This window comes from Arthrobacter pasteuri, from assembly GCF_054510955.1.
Map to the genome: position 1 here is coordinate 175729 of NZ_JBTNDO010000003.1, position 16342 is coordinate 192070.

Annotated in this window: 14 protein-coding genes; 12 read left to right on the forward strand and 2 right to left on the reverse strand. The window is 67.0% G+C overall.

Going from position 1 to position 16342, the window contains the following annotated elements:
• Positions 1 to 223 precede the first annotated feature (223 nt).
• Positions 224 to 1309, reverse strand: coding sequence for an ABC transporter permease (locus ACX80H_RS14030; RefSeq protein ID WP_459314010.1), 1086 nt, complete (start codon positions 1307 to 1309; stop codon positions 224 to 226).
• Positions 1306 to 2826: a sugar ABC transporter ATP-binding protein gene (locus ACX80H_RS14035; protein ID WP_459314011.1), complete on the reverse strand. Its 1521-nt coding sequence runs from the start codon at positions 2824 to 2826 to the stop codon at positions 1306 to 1308. The genes ACX80H_RS14030 and ACX80H_RS14035 overlap by 4 nt, the downstream gene beginning before the upstream one ends.
• A gap of 151 nt (positions 2827 to 2977) precedes the next feature.
• Between ACX80H_RS14035 and ACX80H_RS14040 the strand changes: the two genes are divergently transcribed.
• The 12 genes from ACX80H_RS14040 (at position 2978) to ACX80H_RS14095 (ending at position 16317) form a co-directional block, all read left to right on the forward strand.
• A complete protein-coding gene (locus tag ACX80H_RS14040) occupies positions 2978 to 4021 on the forward strand; it encodes a substrate-binding domain-containing protein (RefSeq protein ID WP_459314012.1) in 1044 nt (347 codons plus the stop codon).
• 88 nt (positions 4022 to 4109) lie between these two features.
• Positions 4110 to 5282, forward strand: a complete 1173-nt coding sequence (locus ACX80H_RS14045; RefSeq protein WP_459314013.1) for a Gfo/Idh/MocA family protein — start codon at positions 4110 to 4112, stop codon at positions 5280 to 5282.
• 89 nt (positions 5283 to 5371) lie between these two features.
• Complete coding sequence (locus ACX80H_RS14050) at positions 5372 to 6370, forward strand: sugar phosphate isomerase/epimerase family protein (protein ID WP_459314014.1); 999 nt, start codon at positions 5372 to 5374, stop codon at positions 6368 to 6370.
• 249 nt (positions 6371 to 6619) lie between these two features.
• Complete coding sequence (locus ACX80H_RS14055) at positions 6620 to 7939, forward strand: ABC transporter substrate-binding protein (RefSeq protein ID WP_459314015.1); 1320 nt, start codon at positions 6620 to 6622, stop codon at positions 7937 to 7939.
• 61 nt (positions 7940 to 8000) lie between these two features.
• A complete protein-coding gene (locus tag ACX80H_RS14060; protein ID WP_459314016.1) occupies positions 8001 to 9137 on the forward strand; it encodes a carbohydrate ABC transporter permease in 1137 nt (378 codons plus the stop codon).
• On the forward strand, positions 9134 to 10033 hold the full coding sequence (locus ACX80H_RS14065; RefSeq protein WP_459314017.1) for a carbohydrate ABC transporter permease: 900 nt from the start codon (positions 9134 to 9136) through the stop codon (positions 10031 to 10033). The genes ACX80H_RS14060 and ACX80H_RS14065 overlap by 4 nt, the downstream gene beginning before the upstream one ends.
• Positions 10033 to 11499: a GH1 family beta-glucosidase gene (locus tag ACX80H_RS14070; protein WP_459314018.1), complete on the forward strand. Its 1467-nt coding sequence runs from the start codon at positions 10033 to 10035 to the stop codon at positions 11497 to 11499. The genes ACX80H_RS14065 and ACX80H_RS14070 overlap by 1 nt, the downstream gene beginning before the upstream one ends.
• A gap of 40 nt (positions 11500 to 11539) precedes the next feature.
• On the forward strand, positions 11540 to 12559 hold the full coding sequence (locus ACX80H_RS14075; RefSeq protein ID WP_459314019.1) for a LacI family DNA-binding transcriptional regulator: 1020 nt from the start codon (positions 11540 to 11542) through the stop codon (positions 12557 to 12559).
• Between the two features lie 103 nt (positions 12560 to 12662).
• Positions 12663 to 13727, forward strand: coding sequence for a Gfo/Idh/MocA family protein (locus tag ACX80H_RS14080; RefSeq protein WP_459314020.1), 1065 nt, complete (start codon positions 12663 to 12665; stop codon positions 13725 to 13727).
• An 84-nt stretch (positions 13728 to 13811) separates the two neighbouring features.
• Positions 13812 to 14636, forward strand: coding sequence for an NAD(+) synthase (gene nadE, locus ACX80H_RS14085; RefSeq protein WP_459314021.1), 825 nt, complete (start codon positions 13812 to 13814; stop codon positions 14634 to 14636).
• Between the two features lie 26 nt (positions 14637 to 14662).
• Complete coding sequence (locus ACX80H_RS14090; RefSeq protein ID WP_459314022.1) at positions 14663 to 15472, forward strand: exodeoxyribonuclease III; 810 nt, start codon at positions 14663 to 14665, stop codon at positions 15470 to 15472.
• Positions 15473 to 15477: 5 nt separating this feature from the next.
• Positions 15478 to 16317: a DUF8083 family protein gene (locus tag ACX80H_RS14095; protein WP_459314113.1), complete on the forward strand. Its 840-nt coding sequence runs from the start codon at positions 15478 to 15480 to the stop codon at positions 16315 to 16317.
• Positions 16318 to 16342 lie beyond the last annotated feature (25 nt).

A 16342-nucleotide genomic window follows, 5' to 3' on the forward strand; every position in this document is an offset into this window, starting at 1 on the left:
TTTCAACTGCAGTCCCCGTGCCGGGATCCGACAAGGGTCCCCCGCAACCCGCGGGGGACCCTTCCCATGTCCGGCAACCACCGCTGGGCGATGCCGGGAGTTGCCCGTCCATCGCCTCACTCGCCGAGCCTCCTGGCTCCGAGTAGCTCGTGCCATGCATGCCGTGGTGCGCCGGACCTCCGGGTGGGTGCATACAAGCCACCCACCCGGAGGACGGCCTGAATCAGCTGGTCTGAGCTGCGTCGGTCCTCACCGCATTGACCATCCGCTTGCGTGGTCCCTGTGATGCGAACCGCTGCTGCAGGAGAACTGCGCCCACGAGGATGAGGGCTCGGGCCAGAGCCTGGATGGAGGTGTCGAGGTTGTTTTGCGTGAAGACATTGGTGAGCGTGCTGAAGATGAGCACACCGAGAACCGTGCCCATGATCGTGCCGCGCCCACCGACGAGTAGTGTTCCGCCGACGACGACGGCGGCGATGACGTCGAGTTCGAGGAGCAGACCATGGGTGGACGTGCCGGCCGTGGTGCGGCCCAGGAACATGACACCGCCGATGCCCGCTGTGAGGCCGGCAAGGACGTAGAGGTAGACCAGGTGGCGCTTGACCTTGATACCGGCCAGCCTCGATGCTTCGAGGTTGCCGCCGATGGCGATGGTCCGACGTCCGAACGTGGTGCGGTTGAGCAGGAACCATCCGGCAGCAGCGACGACGGCGAAGATCCAGATGAGAATGGGAACGCCGAGCAGGTCAGCGCGCATGACCTGCAGGAAGTCCCGGTTGCTGACGACCTGGGTCCTGCGGCCGGAGATGAGTTCCGCGAGACCACGCGCACCGACGAGCATCGCCAGCGTCGCGATGAAGGCGACCACCTTCCCATAGGCGATCAACAGTCCATTGATGAGACCTGCACCGGCGCCGACCCCCAGTGCTACGAGCACCATGAGGATCCAGGACGACTGGGTCGCCGCAAGTTGTACGGCGCTGAGACTGGCGACCACTGTCGCCAGGCCGATGACCGACCCTACCGACAGGTCGATACCGCCTGCGGTGATGACGAAGGTGACCCCGATGCTCACCACCCCGATGATCGAGGCATAGCGCAGGATCGTGAGCATGTTCTCGAGGTTGAGGAATCTGTCCCCACTGGTGGCTGCTCCCACCACGAAGAGCAGTGCGAGGGCGATGACCAGCCCGAGGCTGCGTCCTGCTGAGCCCTTCAGTAGGTTCTGCAACGGGTTGCCCCGCGGTGTGCCGTGATCGTCTCGTGCGCTGAGGCGTGATTCGGGCACCTTGGTGTTCTGCTCGCTCACGCGGCACTTCCCTTCATGATGAGGTCGAGCACGCCGTGCTCGTCCAGGTCGCTGGCATTGGTGTGGGTGAGGACTCTGCCGTCGTCGATGACGAGGACCTTGTCCGAGAGTCCCAGGACTTCCTCGATCTCGCTCGAGATGACGATGATTGCCGTTCCGGCTTCGGCTAGTGCGCGGATGAGGGCATAGATCTCGGCCCGGGCTCCGACGTCGACGCCGCGGGTAGGTTCATCGAGCAGGAGTACTGACGTTCCGTGGACGAGCCAGCGGCCGAGGAGGATCTTCTGCTGATTCCCGCCGGACAGCGTTCGCGCAGGCCGGTCGGGATCGGCCGGGCGCAACTCGAGCGCTGCGATCTGTTCGCGTGCCGCCTGCCGCTCCGCGCCCTCGTTCAGGTAGCCGGCACGGGCGAACCGTTCGAAGGTCGAGAGCGTCACGTTCTTGAACAACGGTTCATCAAGGATGAGCCCCTGGCTTTTCCGCTCCTCCGGGGAGAGACCGATCCCGGCATCCACGGCAGACCTGACGGAATTGGCCCTGAGGGTCCTACCCTTGACCGAGACCGTTCCCGAGGATGCCTTCCGCGCCCCATAGATGGTCTCGAGGATCTCGGACCTCTTGGAGCCTACGAGTCCGGCGAAGCCGAGGACCTCCCCCGCACGGACGGAGAGGCTCACCTTCTCGAAGTGGCCGTCGAGTTCGAGGTCCTTCACCTCGAGGACCACCGGCGCATCGGCGGGAAGGGGCTTGCGGGCCGGGAAGACGTTCTCGACGTCCCTGCCGGTCATGAGCCGGATCAGTTCAGCCCTCGGGGTGTCCGCGACACTCAATCCGTTCGCCGTGCTCCGGCCGTCCTTGATGACCGAGATCCGGTCCCCGATCTGCCGGATCTCCTCGAGCCTGTGGGAGATGTAGACCACCGCGATCCCCTGGCCGGTGAGCTCACGGACCACGCGGAAGAGATTGGCGACTTCACCCGAGTCCAGGATGGCGCTCGGCTCGTCCATGATGATCAGCTTGGTGTCGCGGGACAGCGCCCGAGCCATGCTGACGATCTGTTTGTTGGCCGCTGACAGGGTCCCCACTTCTGTGGAGGGCGACAGACTGCCGTGGCCGAGTCGGCTGAGCAGCGTACGCGTGAGGGCATTGACCTTCCTCACCTGAAGCACGCCGCCCCGTGCCATCTCGTGTCCGAGGAAGATGTTCTCGGCGACGGACAGGCCGTCGACGACGTCGAGTTCCTGGTACATGGTGGCGATGCCGAGATCGAGTGCCGCGGTCGGGCGAGGGAGAAAGACTTCCTCTCCCTCCCAGTAGATCTCGCCACTGTCGGGCTGATGGACCCCGGACAGAGTCTTGATGAGGGTGGATTTCCCCGCCCCGTTCTGCCCCATGACGCAGTGCACTTCCCCTGGAAGCACCTGCAAATCCACTCCCTTGAGCGCCTGCACACCAGCAAACTGCTTGGTGATTCCGCGGACTTCGAGCAACGGCCGGGGCTGATCTTCATCGAACATGCGACGAACCTAACACAATACGTCGATCCTCGGTAGAAAGGCGTCGATTTCTGTGTAACTTCTGTTATTGTGATCGTAGTCACGCGGGTTGCACTGTTCGTTCCGGGATTGCAGCTTGGGCGAGGACCACTTACTCAAAGAGGAGAGACACATGCTTGCAGTTCGTACGGGTCGGAAGATGCTCGTCACCACCGGTGCCTTTCTTGCAGTGGGCACCCTGGTCACCGGGTGCACTGCGGGGTCGGAAGACACCAACACGCAGCCCACCAACGCCTCCGTCGAAGGCAACCAGGCCGAGGGGGACACCGTGGTCATCGGCTTCTCCGGACCAGCTGCGGACCACGGCTGGCTGGGTGCCATCAACAGCGCCGCCACCGCAGCCGCTGAGGAGTTCCCGGACATCGATCTGCGCGTCGCCGAAGGAACGAACGACGCGAACCTGCAGATCAGCCAGGTGGAGCAGTTCATCAACGACCGCGTCGATGCGATCGTCCTGCTGCCCACCGACGGTGCTGCGCTGACCCCGGTTGCCATCCAGGCCATGGAGGCCGGGATTCCCGTCATCAATGTCGACCGGGAATTCTCGAGCCCGTTCGCGGCTCGCGCCACCGTCCTGGGCGACAACTACGGAATGGGCGTCAGCGCCGGCACCTACATCTGCGAGCAGCTCGAGGGCAAGGATGATGCGATCGTCGCCGAGATCGCAGGCATCGACTCCCTGCCCCTCACCCAGGACCGCAGCCGGGGCTTCAAGGACGCCCTGGACTCCTGCGGGCTCGACGTCGACAACCGCGTCGCCGCCGACTTCACCGTCCAGGGTGGCGAAGCAACGACGTCGCAACTCCTGTCAGCAGCCCCGAAGATCGACGCCATCTGGAACCACGACGACGATCAGGGCGTAGGCGTCCTGGCCGCCATCGACAACGCAGGCCGTGACGAGTTCTTCATGGTCGGCGGCGCCGGTTCGGCCAACGCCATGCGCGAGATCCAGTCCGGCGAGAGCGTCCTGCAGGCCACCGTCATCTACCCCTCCACCCAGGCAGCGGACGGCGTCCGTATGGCTCGCCTGATCGCCCAGGGCAAGGCGATGAGCGACCTCGTGGAAGTCGAAGTCCCGAAGCGCGTCGTCCTGAACGCACCGGTCGTCACCAGCGAGAACGTCGAGCAGTACCTGCCGACGGCCTTCGAGTCGTAGGACAGTGACGGGCGGGGGTCCCTGTTGCTGACAGGGACCCCCGCCTCGGGTCATCAGCTTGGACAACTGCCGCCGGATAAGAGGAAACATGCACAACGACGCAGCACCCCTGAGGGTCGCCCTGATCGGACACGGCTTCATGGGAGCCGCCCACTCGCAGGGATGGCGGGTCACCCCCCGCTTCTACGACCTGCCGGCCCAGCCGGAAATGACACTACTCGTCGGCCGGAACGCGCGCGGCGTGGAAGCAGCCGCGTCCAAGTGGGGTTGGAGTGAGACCGCTACCGATTGGCGGTCTGCCATCGCCCGTGACGACATCGACGTCGTCGACATCGTCACTCCCGGTGGCTCGCATGCCGAGATCGCCATTGCTGCGCTCGAGGCGGGCAAACACGTCCTGTGCGAAAAGCCGCTTGCGAATACCCTCGCAGAAGCCGAAGCGATGGCCGCCGCCGCGGACCGCGCCGGCAAGGATGTCTTCGCGATGGTCGGCTTCACCTATCGCCGTGTTCCCGCAGCAACCTTCGCAAGGGACCTCGTCCGGTCCGGGGCAATCGGCGAAGTCCGCCAGGTGCGCGCCAACTACCTGCAGGATTGGCTGGTCGACCCCGAAGCACCCCTGACATGGCGCCTCCAGAAGGATCACGCCGGTTCCGGCGCACTAGGGGATCTTGGTGCGCACGCCGTCGACCTGGCACAGTTCATCACCGGCCAGAGAATCACCGGTGTCAGCGGGATCCTGAACACCTTCGTCCACGAACGCCCGCTGCTCAGTGAGGCATCAGGGCTCGCAGGTACCGCCGCAGCCGAGCGCGGGAGCGTCACCGTGGACGATCTTGCACTGTTCACCGGCCGTTTCGACGGTGGCGCGATCGGTTCGTTCGAGGCCACCCGGATGTCCACGGGTCGCAAGAACGCGCTCCGCATGGAGGTTGCCGGCTCCACCGGCGCCATCTCCTTCGACCTGGAGAACATGAACTCCCTCGGCTTCTACGATGCGACGGCCCCTGACACGCGACAGGGATTCACCAACATCATGGTGACCGAACCCGCCCACCCCTACATGTCCGCGTGGTGGCCCACAGGACATCTCCTGGGCTACGAGCATGGCTTCGCCCACCAGGCGAAGGACTTCGTCGAAGCGATCGCCGAAGGCCGCCAGCCAGAACCGTCGTTCGCCGATGGCCTGCAGGTGCAGAAGGTACTCGACGGCGTGGAGCACAGCGCGGGCGCCGAGAGCGTCTGGACCAAGACCGTCTAGAACGGGGTGCGAACCGAGCCGAAGCCGCTCCCCGGCGACGGCGACCAGACAGCGGAGCCTCCCGCCCCTTCCCTACAAGGAGACATTCCATGGCACGCAACTTCACCCTGTTCACCGGCCAGTGGGCCGATCTGCCCTTCGAGAAGGTCGCCGAGCTGGCCGGCCAGTGGGGCTACGACGGCCTGGAGATCGCGGTCTCCGGCGACCACCTCGACGCCTGGCGCTGGGACGACGACGCCTACATCCAGGACCGGCTGGACATCCTGGAGCGCAACGGGCTCAAGGTCTGGGCCATCTCCAACCACCTGAAGGGCCAAGCCGTCTGCGACGACCCGATCGACTTCCGCCACAAGGGGATCGTCGGTGCGAAGGTCTGGGGCGACGGCGACCCCGAAGGCGTGCGCCAGCGGGCCGCGGAGGAGATGAAGCTGACCGCGCGCCTCGCGCAGAAGCTCGGCGTCGACACGGTCATCGGCTTCACCGGATCCTCGATCTGGCAGTACGTGGCCATGTTCCCACCGGTGTCCGCGGACGTGGTCGAGGCCGGCTACCAGGACTTCGCGGATCGGTGGAACCCGATCCTCGACGTCTTCGACGAGTGCGGCGTCCGCTTCGCCCACGAGGTCCACCCCTCCGAGATCGCCTACGACTACTGGTCCACCCAGCGCACACTCGAGGCCATCGGGCACCGCCCCGCCTTCGGCCTGAACTGGGACCCGAGCCATTTTCTGTGGCAGCAGATCGACCCCGTCGCGTTCATCTCGGACTTCAAGGACCGGATCTACCACGTGGACTGCAAGGACACGAAGATGCGCATGGGCGGAGGCCGCAACGGCATCCTCTCCTCGCACCTGCCCTGGGGCGATCCGCGGCGTGGCTGGGACTTCGTCTCGACCGGCCGCGGCGACGTGCCCTGGGAAGACAGCTTCCGGGCGCTGACGGCCATCGGCTACACCGGGCCCATCTCGGTGGAATGGGAGGACGCCGGCATGGACCGCCTGCAGGGAGCCCCCGAGGCCCTCGCCTTCCTCAAACGCTTCGACTTCGCCCCGTCGGAGACCTCCTTCGACGCCGCCTTCAGCCAGTAGGGGCCCTTCGCCCTCAGCCGCAGTTCCCCCACCTCTGCCCACCCCGATGCATACCGGGGTGGGCAGAGTCGTTCCGGGCGGGCGCCGCACCCCGGAAACCTTGTCATCCTCGGTAAGTCTCAGGGCGTGAGACGCGAGAGAGCGCTCTCTTGACGATGTGACATCCCGCACATACAGTGGTTCCACATCCCAGAGAGCGCTCTCTCGCCCGTCGGCGTCCGTCGCTCGCACACACACAAAGGAGTGATCGTGGAATTCTCGCGACTCAGGAAAATCACAGCCCTCGCCGGCGTCGCCTCCCTGGCCATGGTGGCCTCAGGCTGCAGCGGAGGCGGGAGTGACGAGCCGGCCAGTGCAGACAACCCCATCACCTTGACCGTCACCACCTTCGGACAGTTCGGCTACGACGACCTGTACGCCGAGTACGAAGAGCAGAACCCCGGCGTGACGATCGAGGCGACCAACATCGACGGCAGCGCCAACGCCCGCACCGACGCGTTCACCAAACTCGCGGCCGGTTCGGGCCTGAGCGACGTCGTAGCCGTCGAAGAGGGTTGGCTCGGCTCGATCATGGAGGTGTCCGACCAGTTCGTGGACCTCAACGAGTACGGCGCCGAGGACATCAAGGACAACTGGGTGGACTGGAAGTTCGAGCAGGGCACGGACCCGGAGGGTCGTGTCATCGGGTACGGCACGGATATCGGGCCCCAGGCACTGTGCTTCAACCAGGAGCTCTTCGAGGCAGCGGGGCTGCCCACCGACCGCGAGGAGGTCGCCGCACTCTTCGGCGGCGACGACGCCACCTGGGAGACCTACTTCGACCTGGGACGCCAGTACAAAGAGGCCACCGGCAAGGCCTGGTACGACCAGTCCGCGTTCGTCTGGAACTCGATGGTGAACCAGATGGACGAGGGGTACTACACGGCGGACGGCGAGCTGAACATCGAGGGCAACGAGAAGATGCGCGCCCAGTTCGACCTCCTCGCCGCTGGGACCGCCGACGGCCTGTCCGCCAACCAGAAGCAGTTCGACTGGGGCAAGGGCAAGGCCTTCGTCGACGGCTCCTTCGCCGTCCACGTGTGCCCCGCCTGGATGCTCGGCACCATCAAGGAACAGCTGGAGTCCGCCGGTGGCGGACCGGAGACCGGGTGGGACGTCGCAGACGTCTTCCCGGGCGGTGCCTCCAACTGGGGCGGCGCCTTCCTCTCCGTCCCCGAGAGCTCCGAACACCCCGCCGAGGCTGCTGAGCTGGCCGCATGGCTGACGGACCCCGAGCAGATGGTCAAGCAGTCCGCTGCCGCGAACAACTTCCCCAGCACCCTGGATGCGCAGGCGGAGATCGTCGAGGCAGCCGTCCCGAACGAGCTGTTCAATGACGCTCCGTACGGCGCCATCTTCGCATCGCGCGCCGAAGGGGTCGTGGCCCAGTTCAAGGGCCCGCAGGACTCGGTGATCCAGGAGAACGTCTTCGCACCGGCGCTGAAGATCCTCGACAACGGCACGGGCACGGCCGATGAGGCCTGGGATGAAGCCGTCACCCTCCTCAACGACCTCGTCGTGAACAACTAGCAGCACCGGCCGTGGGGCCTCCGGCACCACCGGAGGCCCCCTCATGGAGTCTGGAACCGTCATGACCACGACACTGAACCGCCCGGCAGCCAGCAAGTCCGCCGCCTCCAAACCCGCCCCTACGTTCCGCCAGCGCCTGAACGTCTTCGATATGAAGGCCTCGCCCTACCTCTACATCGCCCCGTTCTTCGTCCTCTTCGCCCTGGTGGGCCTGTTCCCCCTCGGCTACACCTTCTTCGTCTCGCTGTTCGACTGGCACCTGCTCAAGGGACAGGGCGAGTTCGTGGGCCTGCGGAACTTCCAGGAGGTCCTCCAGGACCGCTTCTTCTGGAACTCCCTGTTCAACACGATGAGCATCTTCCTGCTCTCGAGCATCCCGCAGCTGGTCGTCGCCACTGCCATCGCGGCCGTACTGGACCAGAACCTCCGCGCCAAGACCTTCTGGCGCATGAGCATCCTGCTCCCCTACATCGTGACCCCGGTCGCGGTCGCCCTGATCTTCGCGAACATGTTCGGCGAGCAGTACGGGCTGATCAACAACATCCTGGAGAGCTTCGGGATCGACCGGATCCTGTGGACGAACGAGACGCTGCCGAGCCACATCGCGATCGCCACCATGGTGAACTGGCGCTGGACGGGCTACAACGCCCTGATCCTGCTCGCAGCGATGCAGGCGGTGCCCCGCGACATCTACGAATCCGCCGCGATCGACGGAGCCGGAGCCTTCCGCCGCTTCTTCAGCATCACGTTGCCGAGCATCCGGCCCACCATGATCTTCGTCGTGATCACCGCCACCATCGGCGGGCTGCAGATCTTCACCGAACCGAAGCTCTTCGATCCGAGGACGGCCGGCGGAACCGCCCGGCAGTTCCAGACCACCGTGCTCTACCTGTGGGACATGGCCTTCCAGCGGCAGAACTTCGGCAAAGCTTCCACCATCGCCTGGCTGCTGTTCCTCATCATCATCCTGTTCGGCCTCGTGAACTACCTGATCTCACGCCGGATCGCCACCACCGGTGACGGGCGTGGACCGGGCAGGGGTGCCGGCAACCGCCGACGCAAGCGCTCGACGGCCCCCGCCGTCGTGCTCCCTGCAGTGGGACCGCAGCCGCCGGCGCCCGCTGCCGAGCCGGCACCCGACCTGGCCGCGGGACGGGCAGGCACCCCAGCAGATACGACACCGAGGAGTGGGCAATGACCGCCATCGACACGAGGCCCCCGCAGGCACCCGCTCCCGGCGTCCGGAGCCGCAACCTGCGCAGGAGCCTCCTCGGCAACGGCCGGCGACCCGGCTTCCTGACCTACGGACTGCTCTTCGCCTTCTTCCTCGCCTCCGCCTATCCCCTCTGGTGGTCGGTGATCATCGGCAGCCGCTCCAACGAGGCACTCGGCCAGACCTGGCCGCCCCTGTTTCCCGGTGGCAACTTCTGGACCAACGTCGGCGAGGTCTTCGACACCATCCCGTTCTGGCTCGCCCTCGGCAACAGCGTGCTCATCTCGGGCATCATCACGGTGTCCGTGGTGGGCTTCTCCACCCTCGCCGGGTACTCGTTCGCCAAGCTCCGCTTCCGCGGCCGCAACGGCCTCATGGTCTCCGTGATCGCGACAATGGCCATCCCGACACAGCTCGGCATCATCCCGCTGTTCATGCTCATGCGTACGTTCGGGTGGACCGGTGAGATCGGCGCCGTGGTCATCCCCACGCTCGTTACCGCCTTCGGTGTCTTCTTCATGCGCCAGTACCTGGTGGACGTCATCCCCGACGAACTCATCGAATCCGCACGCATGGACGGGGCGTCCATGATCTCCACCTTCTGGCACGTGGCACTTCCAGCCGCCCGGCCGGCGATGGCGATCCTGGGCCTGTTCACGTTCATGACCGCGTGGACCGATTTCCTCTGGCCGCTGCTGGTGCTCGATGCCGGCAATCCCACCCTGCAGACGGCCCTGAGCCAACTGCAGTCGGCCCGCTACGTGGACTACTCGATCGTCCTCGCCGGTGCCGTCCTGGCCACCCTCCCGCTGCTGGTGCTCTTCGTCGTCGCGGGACGTCAACTCATTTCCGGAATCATGCAAGGAGCAGTGAAGGGCTAATGCCACTCGACGCAACAACCCCATCCCACCCGTCCTCCGGTCCTGCCGCCACCAGGACCTGGCCCCAGGGCTTCCTCTGGGGCTCCGCCACCGCGGCGGCTCAGGTCGAGGGCGCCGCCCACGAGGGCGGCAAGGAGGACTCCGTCTGGGATGCCTTCGCGCGCATCCCCGGCGCCATCGCCCACGGCGACACGCTCGAGGACGCGGTGCAGCACTACCACCGCATGCCCGAGGACGTCCGGATCATGAAGGAGCTCGGCCTCGGCTCCTACCGTTTCTCGACGAGCTGGTCCCGGGTCCGGCCCGGCGACCGCGGCCCCAATGCGGAGGGCCTGGACTTCTACTCCCGCCTCGTGGACGAACTCCTCGAAGCCGGGATCCTGCCCTGGCTGACGCTCTACCACTGGGACCTGCCGCAGGCACTCGAGGAGAAGGGCGGCTGGGCGAACCGCGACACCGCCTACCGCTTCGTGGACTACGCCGACGACGTCTACTCCGCCCTCGGAGACCGCGTGGAGCACTGGACGACGTTCAACGAGCCGTTCTGCTCGTCGCTGCTGGGCTACGCCGCGGGCGTCCACGCCCCCGGCCGGCAGGACCCGACGGCGGCCGTCGCCGCGATCCACCACCAGCATCTCGCCCACGGGCTGGTGGTCGGCGAACTCCGCGCCCGAGGTGCCCAGCACCTCGGGATCACGCTCAACCTCAGCAATTCGATTCCGCGGGACCCGGCCGATCCGATCGACCTCGACGCCGCGCGCCGGTTCGACTCACTGCAGAACCGGGTCTTCCTCGATCCGATCCTCCGCGGGGCGTACCCCGAGGACACGCTCGCCGACCTCGAGCAGTTCGGCATCCGGGACGTCATCCACGCCGGGGACCTCGAGATCATCGGTGCCCCGATCGACTTCCTCGGCGTGAACCACTACCACGACGACCTCATCAGTGGACACCGGGACGCCGAGGGCGGCGACGGCCACTCGGGTGGCGCCACCCGCCCGACGTCGTCGTGCTGGATCGGCTCCGAGGACATCGCCTTCCCGAGCCGCGGCCTGCCGCGCACCGCCATGAACTGGGAGGTCAACCCGGACGGCCTGCGGAAGCTCCTGGTGCGCCTCGGAGAGGAGTACGCGACGCTGCCCCCGCTGTACATCACGGAGAACGGCGCGGCGTACGACGACGTCGTGGATCCGGACGGCGCGGTGCCCGACGCGGAACGCACGAAGTTCATCCTCGACCACATCGCGTCGGTGGGGCAGGCCATCGACCAGGGGGCGGACGTGCGCGGCTACTTCGTCTGGTCCCTCCTCGACAACTTCGAGTGGTCGTGGGGCTACGGCAAGCGCTTCGGTATCGTCCGGGTGGACTACGACTCGTTCGAGCGGACCGTCAAGGACAGCGGCCTCGCGTATGCACGGGTCATCGCTGCCGCGAACGAGTCCGCCCTCGCTCCGGCGAGCGCCTGAAGTAGGCTTCAGCCATACTTTCGAGGCTTCGGAGATGACGATGACGCAGGACACTGGTGGGCCACGGCCGGTCCCCACCCTGGAGATGGTGGCTGCCCTGGCCGGGGTGTCGCGGGCGACGGTGTCCCGCGTCGTCAATGATTCGCCGAGCGTCGATCCGGAGCTCGCGCAGTCCGTGAAGAAGGCCATCCTCGCGCTCGACTACACGCCGAACCGCGCGGCACGTTCACTGGCCAAGCGCCGAGCTAACGCCGTCACGCTGATCGTCCCGGAGTCGACGTCGAAGGTCTTCGCGGATCCCTTCTTCGCCTCCGTGGTGCAGGGCATCGCGGTGTATCTCACGGACACGGAGTACACGCTCAACATGGTGATCTCCTCGGAGTCGAAGCCGGAGAAGACGCGCAGCTTCCTCCTCGGCGGGAACGTGGACGGCGTCCTCGTGGTCTCGCACCACAGCGGGGACCACTCCTGGACGCACCTCTCCGGTTCGCTGCCCATGGTCTTCGCAGGCCGTCCCCTGGTGGGCGGCAGGGACAGCTACTACGTCGAGGTCGACAACGAGCAGGCGGCCTACAGTGCCACACGGCAGCTGACCGACAGCGGACGGCAGCACGTGGCCACGATCGCCGGACCGCAGGACATGCCCCCGGGCATCGACCGCCTGGCAGGATGGCGGATGGCGGTCCGGGAGGCGGGCCTGCCCGAGGGGCTCGTGGAGGTGGGAGACTTCACCCTCGCCTCCGGGGCCCGCGCCATGCACCGCCTCCTGGACCGCGGCTCGCCCATCGACGCCGTCTTCGTCGGCAACGACCAGATGGCGGCCGGCGCCTACACGGCCATCCAGGGCCGGGGACTGAGGATCCCGGAGGACATCGCCGTCGTCGGGTTCGACGACGACTCCTTCGCCACCTCGGTGACGCCGGCGCTGACCACCGTGCACCACCCGATCATCGAACTCGGCAAGAAGATGGCCGAGACCCTGGTGAACCTCATCGAGGGGAAACCGACGGAGCGCGTGACGAGGATGCCCACCTCGCTCGTTCTCCGCGAGTCCGTCTGACCCCTCCTCCCGGACGGTCGTGTCCCGTCCCGCCCGCGCGGCTCACCCCCGCGTCCGTTCGCCCTCCCGCATGCCGTCGCCCTGTCCCCGAAAGGCCTTCCTGATGCTCCCAGCTCCCGTCAGTTCCGTCGCTCCGTCCACCGCGACCGGCCGCCCGATCCGTTGGGGCGTCGTCGCCACCGGTTCCATCGCTGCCCGCGTGGTGCAGGACCTCGCCCTGCTCGACGACGCCGTCCTGCAGGCCGTGAGTTCCCGCAGCGAGGCCTCCGCCCGGGCCTTCGCACTCCGCTTCGGCTTCACCACCTCCTACTGGGACGTCGACGGCACCGCCGGCTACGATCGGCTCCTCGCGGATCCGGCCGTCGATGTCGTCTACATCGCCACACCGCACGCCCAGCACCACGCCGTCGCGCTGGCCGCGCTCCGCGCCGGCAAGCACGTGCTGTGCGAGAAGCCGATCGCCATGGACGCGCCGCAGGCACGCGAACTGGCCGGCTTCGCGCGGGAGCGCGGCCTGTTCCTCATGGAGGCGGTCTGGACCCGGTTCCTGCCCAGCTTCCGTCGCGCCCTGCAGATCGTGCGGTCCGGCGAGATCGGCATGGTGCGCTGGGTCCAGGCGGACCTCGGCTTCCCCGCACCGGTCGATTCGACGTCCCGGCTCCAGGACCCGGCCGCCGGTGGGGGTGCCCTGCTCGACCTCGCCGTGTATCCGCTCACCTGGGCACTCGGCGTACTGGGGGAACCCGCTGACGTCACCGCCCGCGGCACCTTCACTCCACAGGGCGTGGACCTGCAGAATGCGCTGACCCTGACGTACGACGAGGGTGCGCACGCCCAGCTGACCACGTCGATCGGGGCCGAGTGCCCGAGCGTCGTCACGATCAGCGGGACCGAAGGCTGGCTGCGCTCATCGGCTCCCCTGTTCAACCCGGGAGAGCTCGTCGTCCAGCCCCGCCGGGGCACGCTCCGGACGGAGCGCTTCGAGGTCTTCGGCAACGGCTTCAGCCACGAACTGCGCGAGGTGACGCGCTGCCTGCAGTCGGACCTGACCGAGAGCCCGTTCATGACGCCCGCCGAGTCCGTGCGGATGATGGAGGTACTCGACGAGGCACGCCGCCAGATCGGCCTGCGCTACCCGAGCGATGCAGCCATTGCCGTGCAGGCCTGAGGCCCGGTTCCGGGAACACCCGGCGCGGCGGCCGGGGCTCCCCGACGTAACCCCGCCGAAACGCGACCGGAGTAGCCTAGGTGGATGCGTGAACTCCAGGCACAGATCATTGCGGAAATGGGCGTCCAGCCCACCATCGACCCTGCTGCGGAGATCCGCCGCAGGGTCGGATTCCTGAAGGACTATGTCCGGTCCTCGGGTACCCGCGGGTTCGTCCTCGGCATCAGCGGCGGACTGGACTCCACCCTGGCCGGCAAGCTCGCCCAACTCGCGGTCGACGAACTGCGGTCCGAGGGCATGGACGCCGACTTCATCGCGATGCGCCTCCCCTACAACATCCAGAAGGACGAGGAGGACGCACAGGCCGCCCTCGCCTTCATCCAGCCCCGCACGTCGAAGGTGTTCAACGTGGCACCCGCCGTCGACGGGATCCAGCAGGAGTACGCGGACACCACCGGTGAGCCCATCTCGGACTTCACCAAGGGCAACACGAAGGCCCGCGCCCGCATGGTGGCGCAGTACGCCGTCGCGGGGCAGCACAACCTCCTCGTGATCGGGACGGACCACGGCGCCGAGTCCGTCACGGGCTTCTTCACGAAGTTCGGTGACGGCGGAGCCGACATCCTGCCCCTCTTCGGACTCAACAAGCGCCAGAACCGTGCCCTGCTCCAGGAACTGGGAGCGCCGCCGGCCCTCTACAACAAGATCCCGACGGCGGACCTCCTGGACGACCTCCCCGGCCGGGCCGACGAGCACGAGCTCGGGCTCACCTACGAGCAGATCGACGACTACCTCGAGGGGCGCGAGGTCGATCCCGACGCCGCGAAGTCGATCGAACACCGCTACTGGATCACACGGCACAAGCGGACCGTGCCGGTGACCCTGTTCGATTCGTGGTGGCGGGAGTAAACACCGCCGTTGGTAACGTAGGGTCCGTGAAGATCGCCACCTGGAACGTCAATTCCCTCCGCGCCCGTGCCGACCGTGTCGAAGCCTGGCTGAACAGGTCCGACGTCGATGTCCTGGCCATCCAGGAGACGAAGTGCAAGGACGACAACTTCCCCTGGGAGTTGTTCGAGAACAGCGGCTTCGAGGTGGCGCACTTCGGCCTCAGCCAGTGGAACGGCGTCGCGATCGCCTCCCGTGTGGGGCTCGATGACGTCGAGCGCACCTTTCCCGACCAGCCCACCTTCGGCAAGCCCGGTACCGAGGCGGTGCAGGAAGCACGGGCCATCGCCGCCACCTGCGGGGGTGTCCGCGTCTGGAGCCTGTACGTCCCCAACGGACGTGCCCTCGACGACCCGCACATGCCGTACAAGATCGAGTGGCTCGACACGCTCCGGGGCCACGCCCGGCAGTGGATCACCGAGGACCCCCAGGCGCAGATCGCCTTGATGGGCGACTGGAACATCGCCCCGCAGGACGAGGACGTCTGGGACATCGACCTTTTTGTCGACGGCGGTTACACCCATGTCAGCCCGCCCGAGCGCGCCGCGTTCCAGGCCTTCCTCGATTCCGGGTTCGCCGACCTCGCGCGTCCGTTCACGCCGGGGCCCGGCTCCTACACCTACTGGGACTACAAGCAGCTGCGGTTCCCCAAGAAGGAGGGTATGCGGATCGACTTCGTCCTCGGTTCGCCCGCCTTGGCCGCCCGTGCCGTCAACGCCTTCGTGGATCGCGAGGAGCGCAAGGGCAAGGGTGCCTCGGACCACGCCCCCGTCGTCGTGGAACTCAGCGAGCCGTGAGCCGGATGGGCGGTGCAGCCCGGCCGTTTCCCTACGTCTCCTATCTCCGCGTCTACGAGCCCCTCGACGCCTTCTCCGACTCGCAGCAGCTCGCCATCCTGGAGCAGCGCGGGCGGGAGCGCGAACTGACCGAGGCGATCGAGCACGAGCAGTCCCTGCGACGCATCCTGCGCACGGTGTCGGATCCGTTCCCGCACCATGAACCGGAGCTCGTCCGGGTGACGCACTTCCCCAGCCTGAACGGCACGACGGCGCCGTACTACTGCCCCAACCAGCTCGCCGTCCGCACCACCCTCGCCGCCGAGTCCCTCGACCAGAGCCTGCGCGGACCCCTGATCGACGTCCTCGTTCCCGATGTGGCCCGCGAGGCCCACCAGGCGAGGCTGGACCCCGATACGTTCGCCGATTCCGTCGCGAAGCTGCACACGCGTTCTGCGACCTGGGGTGTGCCGTTCGCCTGGTTCGCGCTGATCCACGAGGACGACCTCACGGAGGTCGTCGAGGACGACGGCCGGGTCACCACCGTGCGGATCACGGCGAGGATCGGCGACTGCATCGACCGCGGGCGGCGCTCGGTCGCCCAGCTCGCCATCGGCGCACCGGAGATGGACCTGCTCGATGAGCTCACGGAGATCGTCGAGTGGCTGGAGGTCTTCCGACGCGACGCCGTAGTGGAGGTGGACTACGGCCCGGTAGCGGACAGGGTCTTCCCGGACGATTCGCCGATGGACGTCCGGCTGGGCATCGAGAGCCTCGCCGAAGCGGACATGATGGGCGCGGCGGCGTCCTACCGCCGCCTCGCGTCACGGTGGATCCCGATCCGCCAGCTCGCGCGCGCCTCCTGAGGCACGAGGCCCCTCCTCCTGAGCA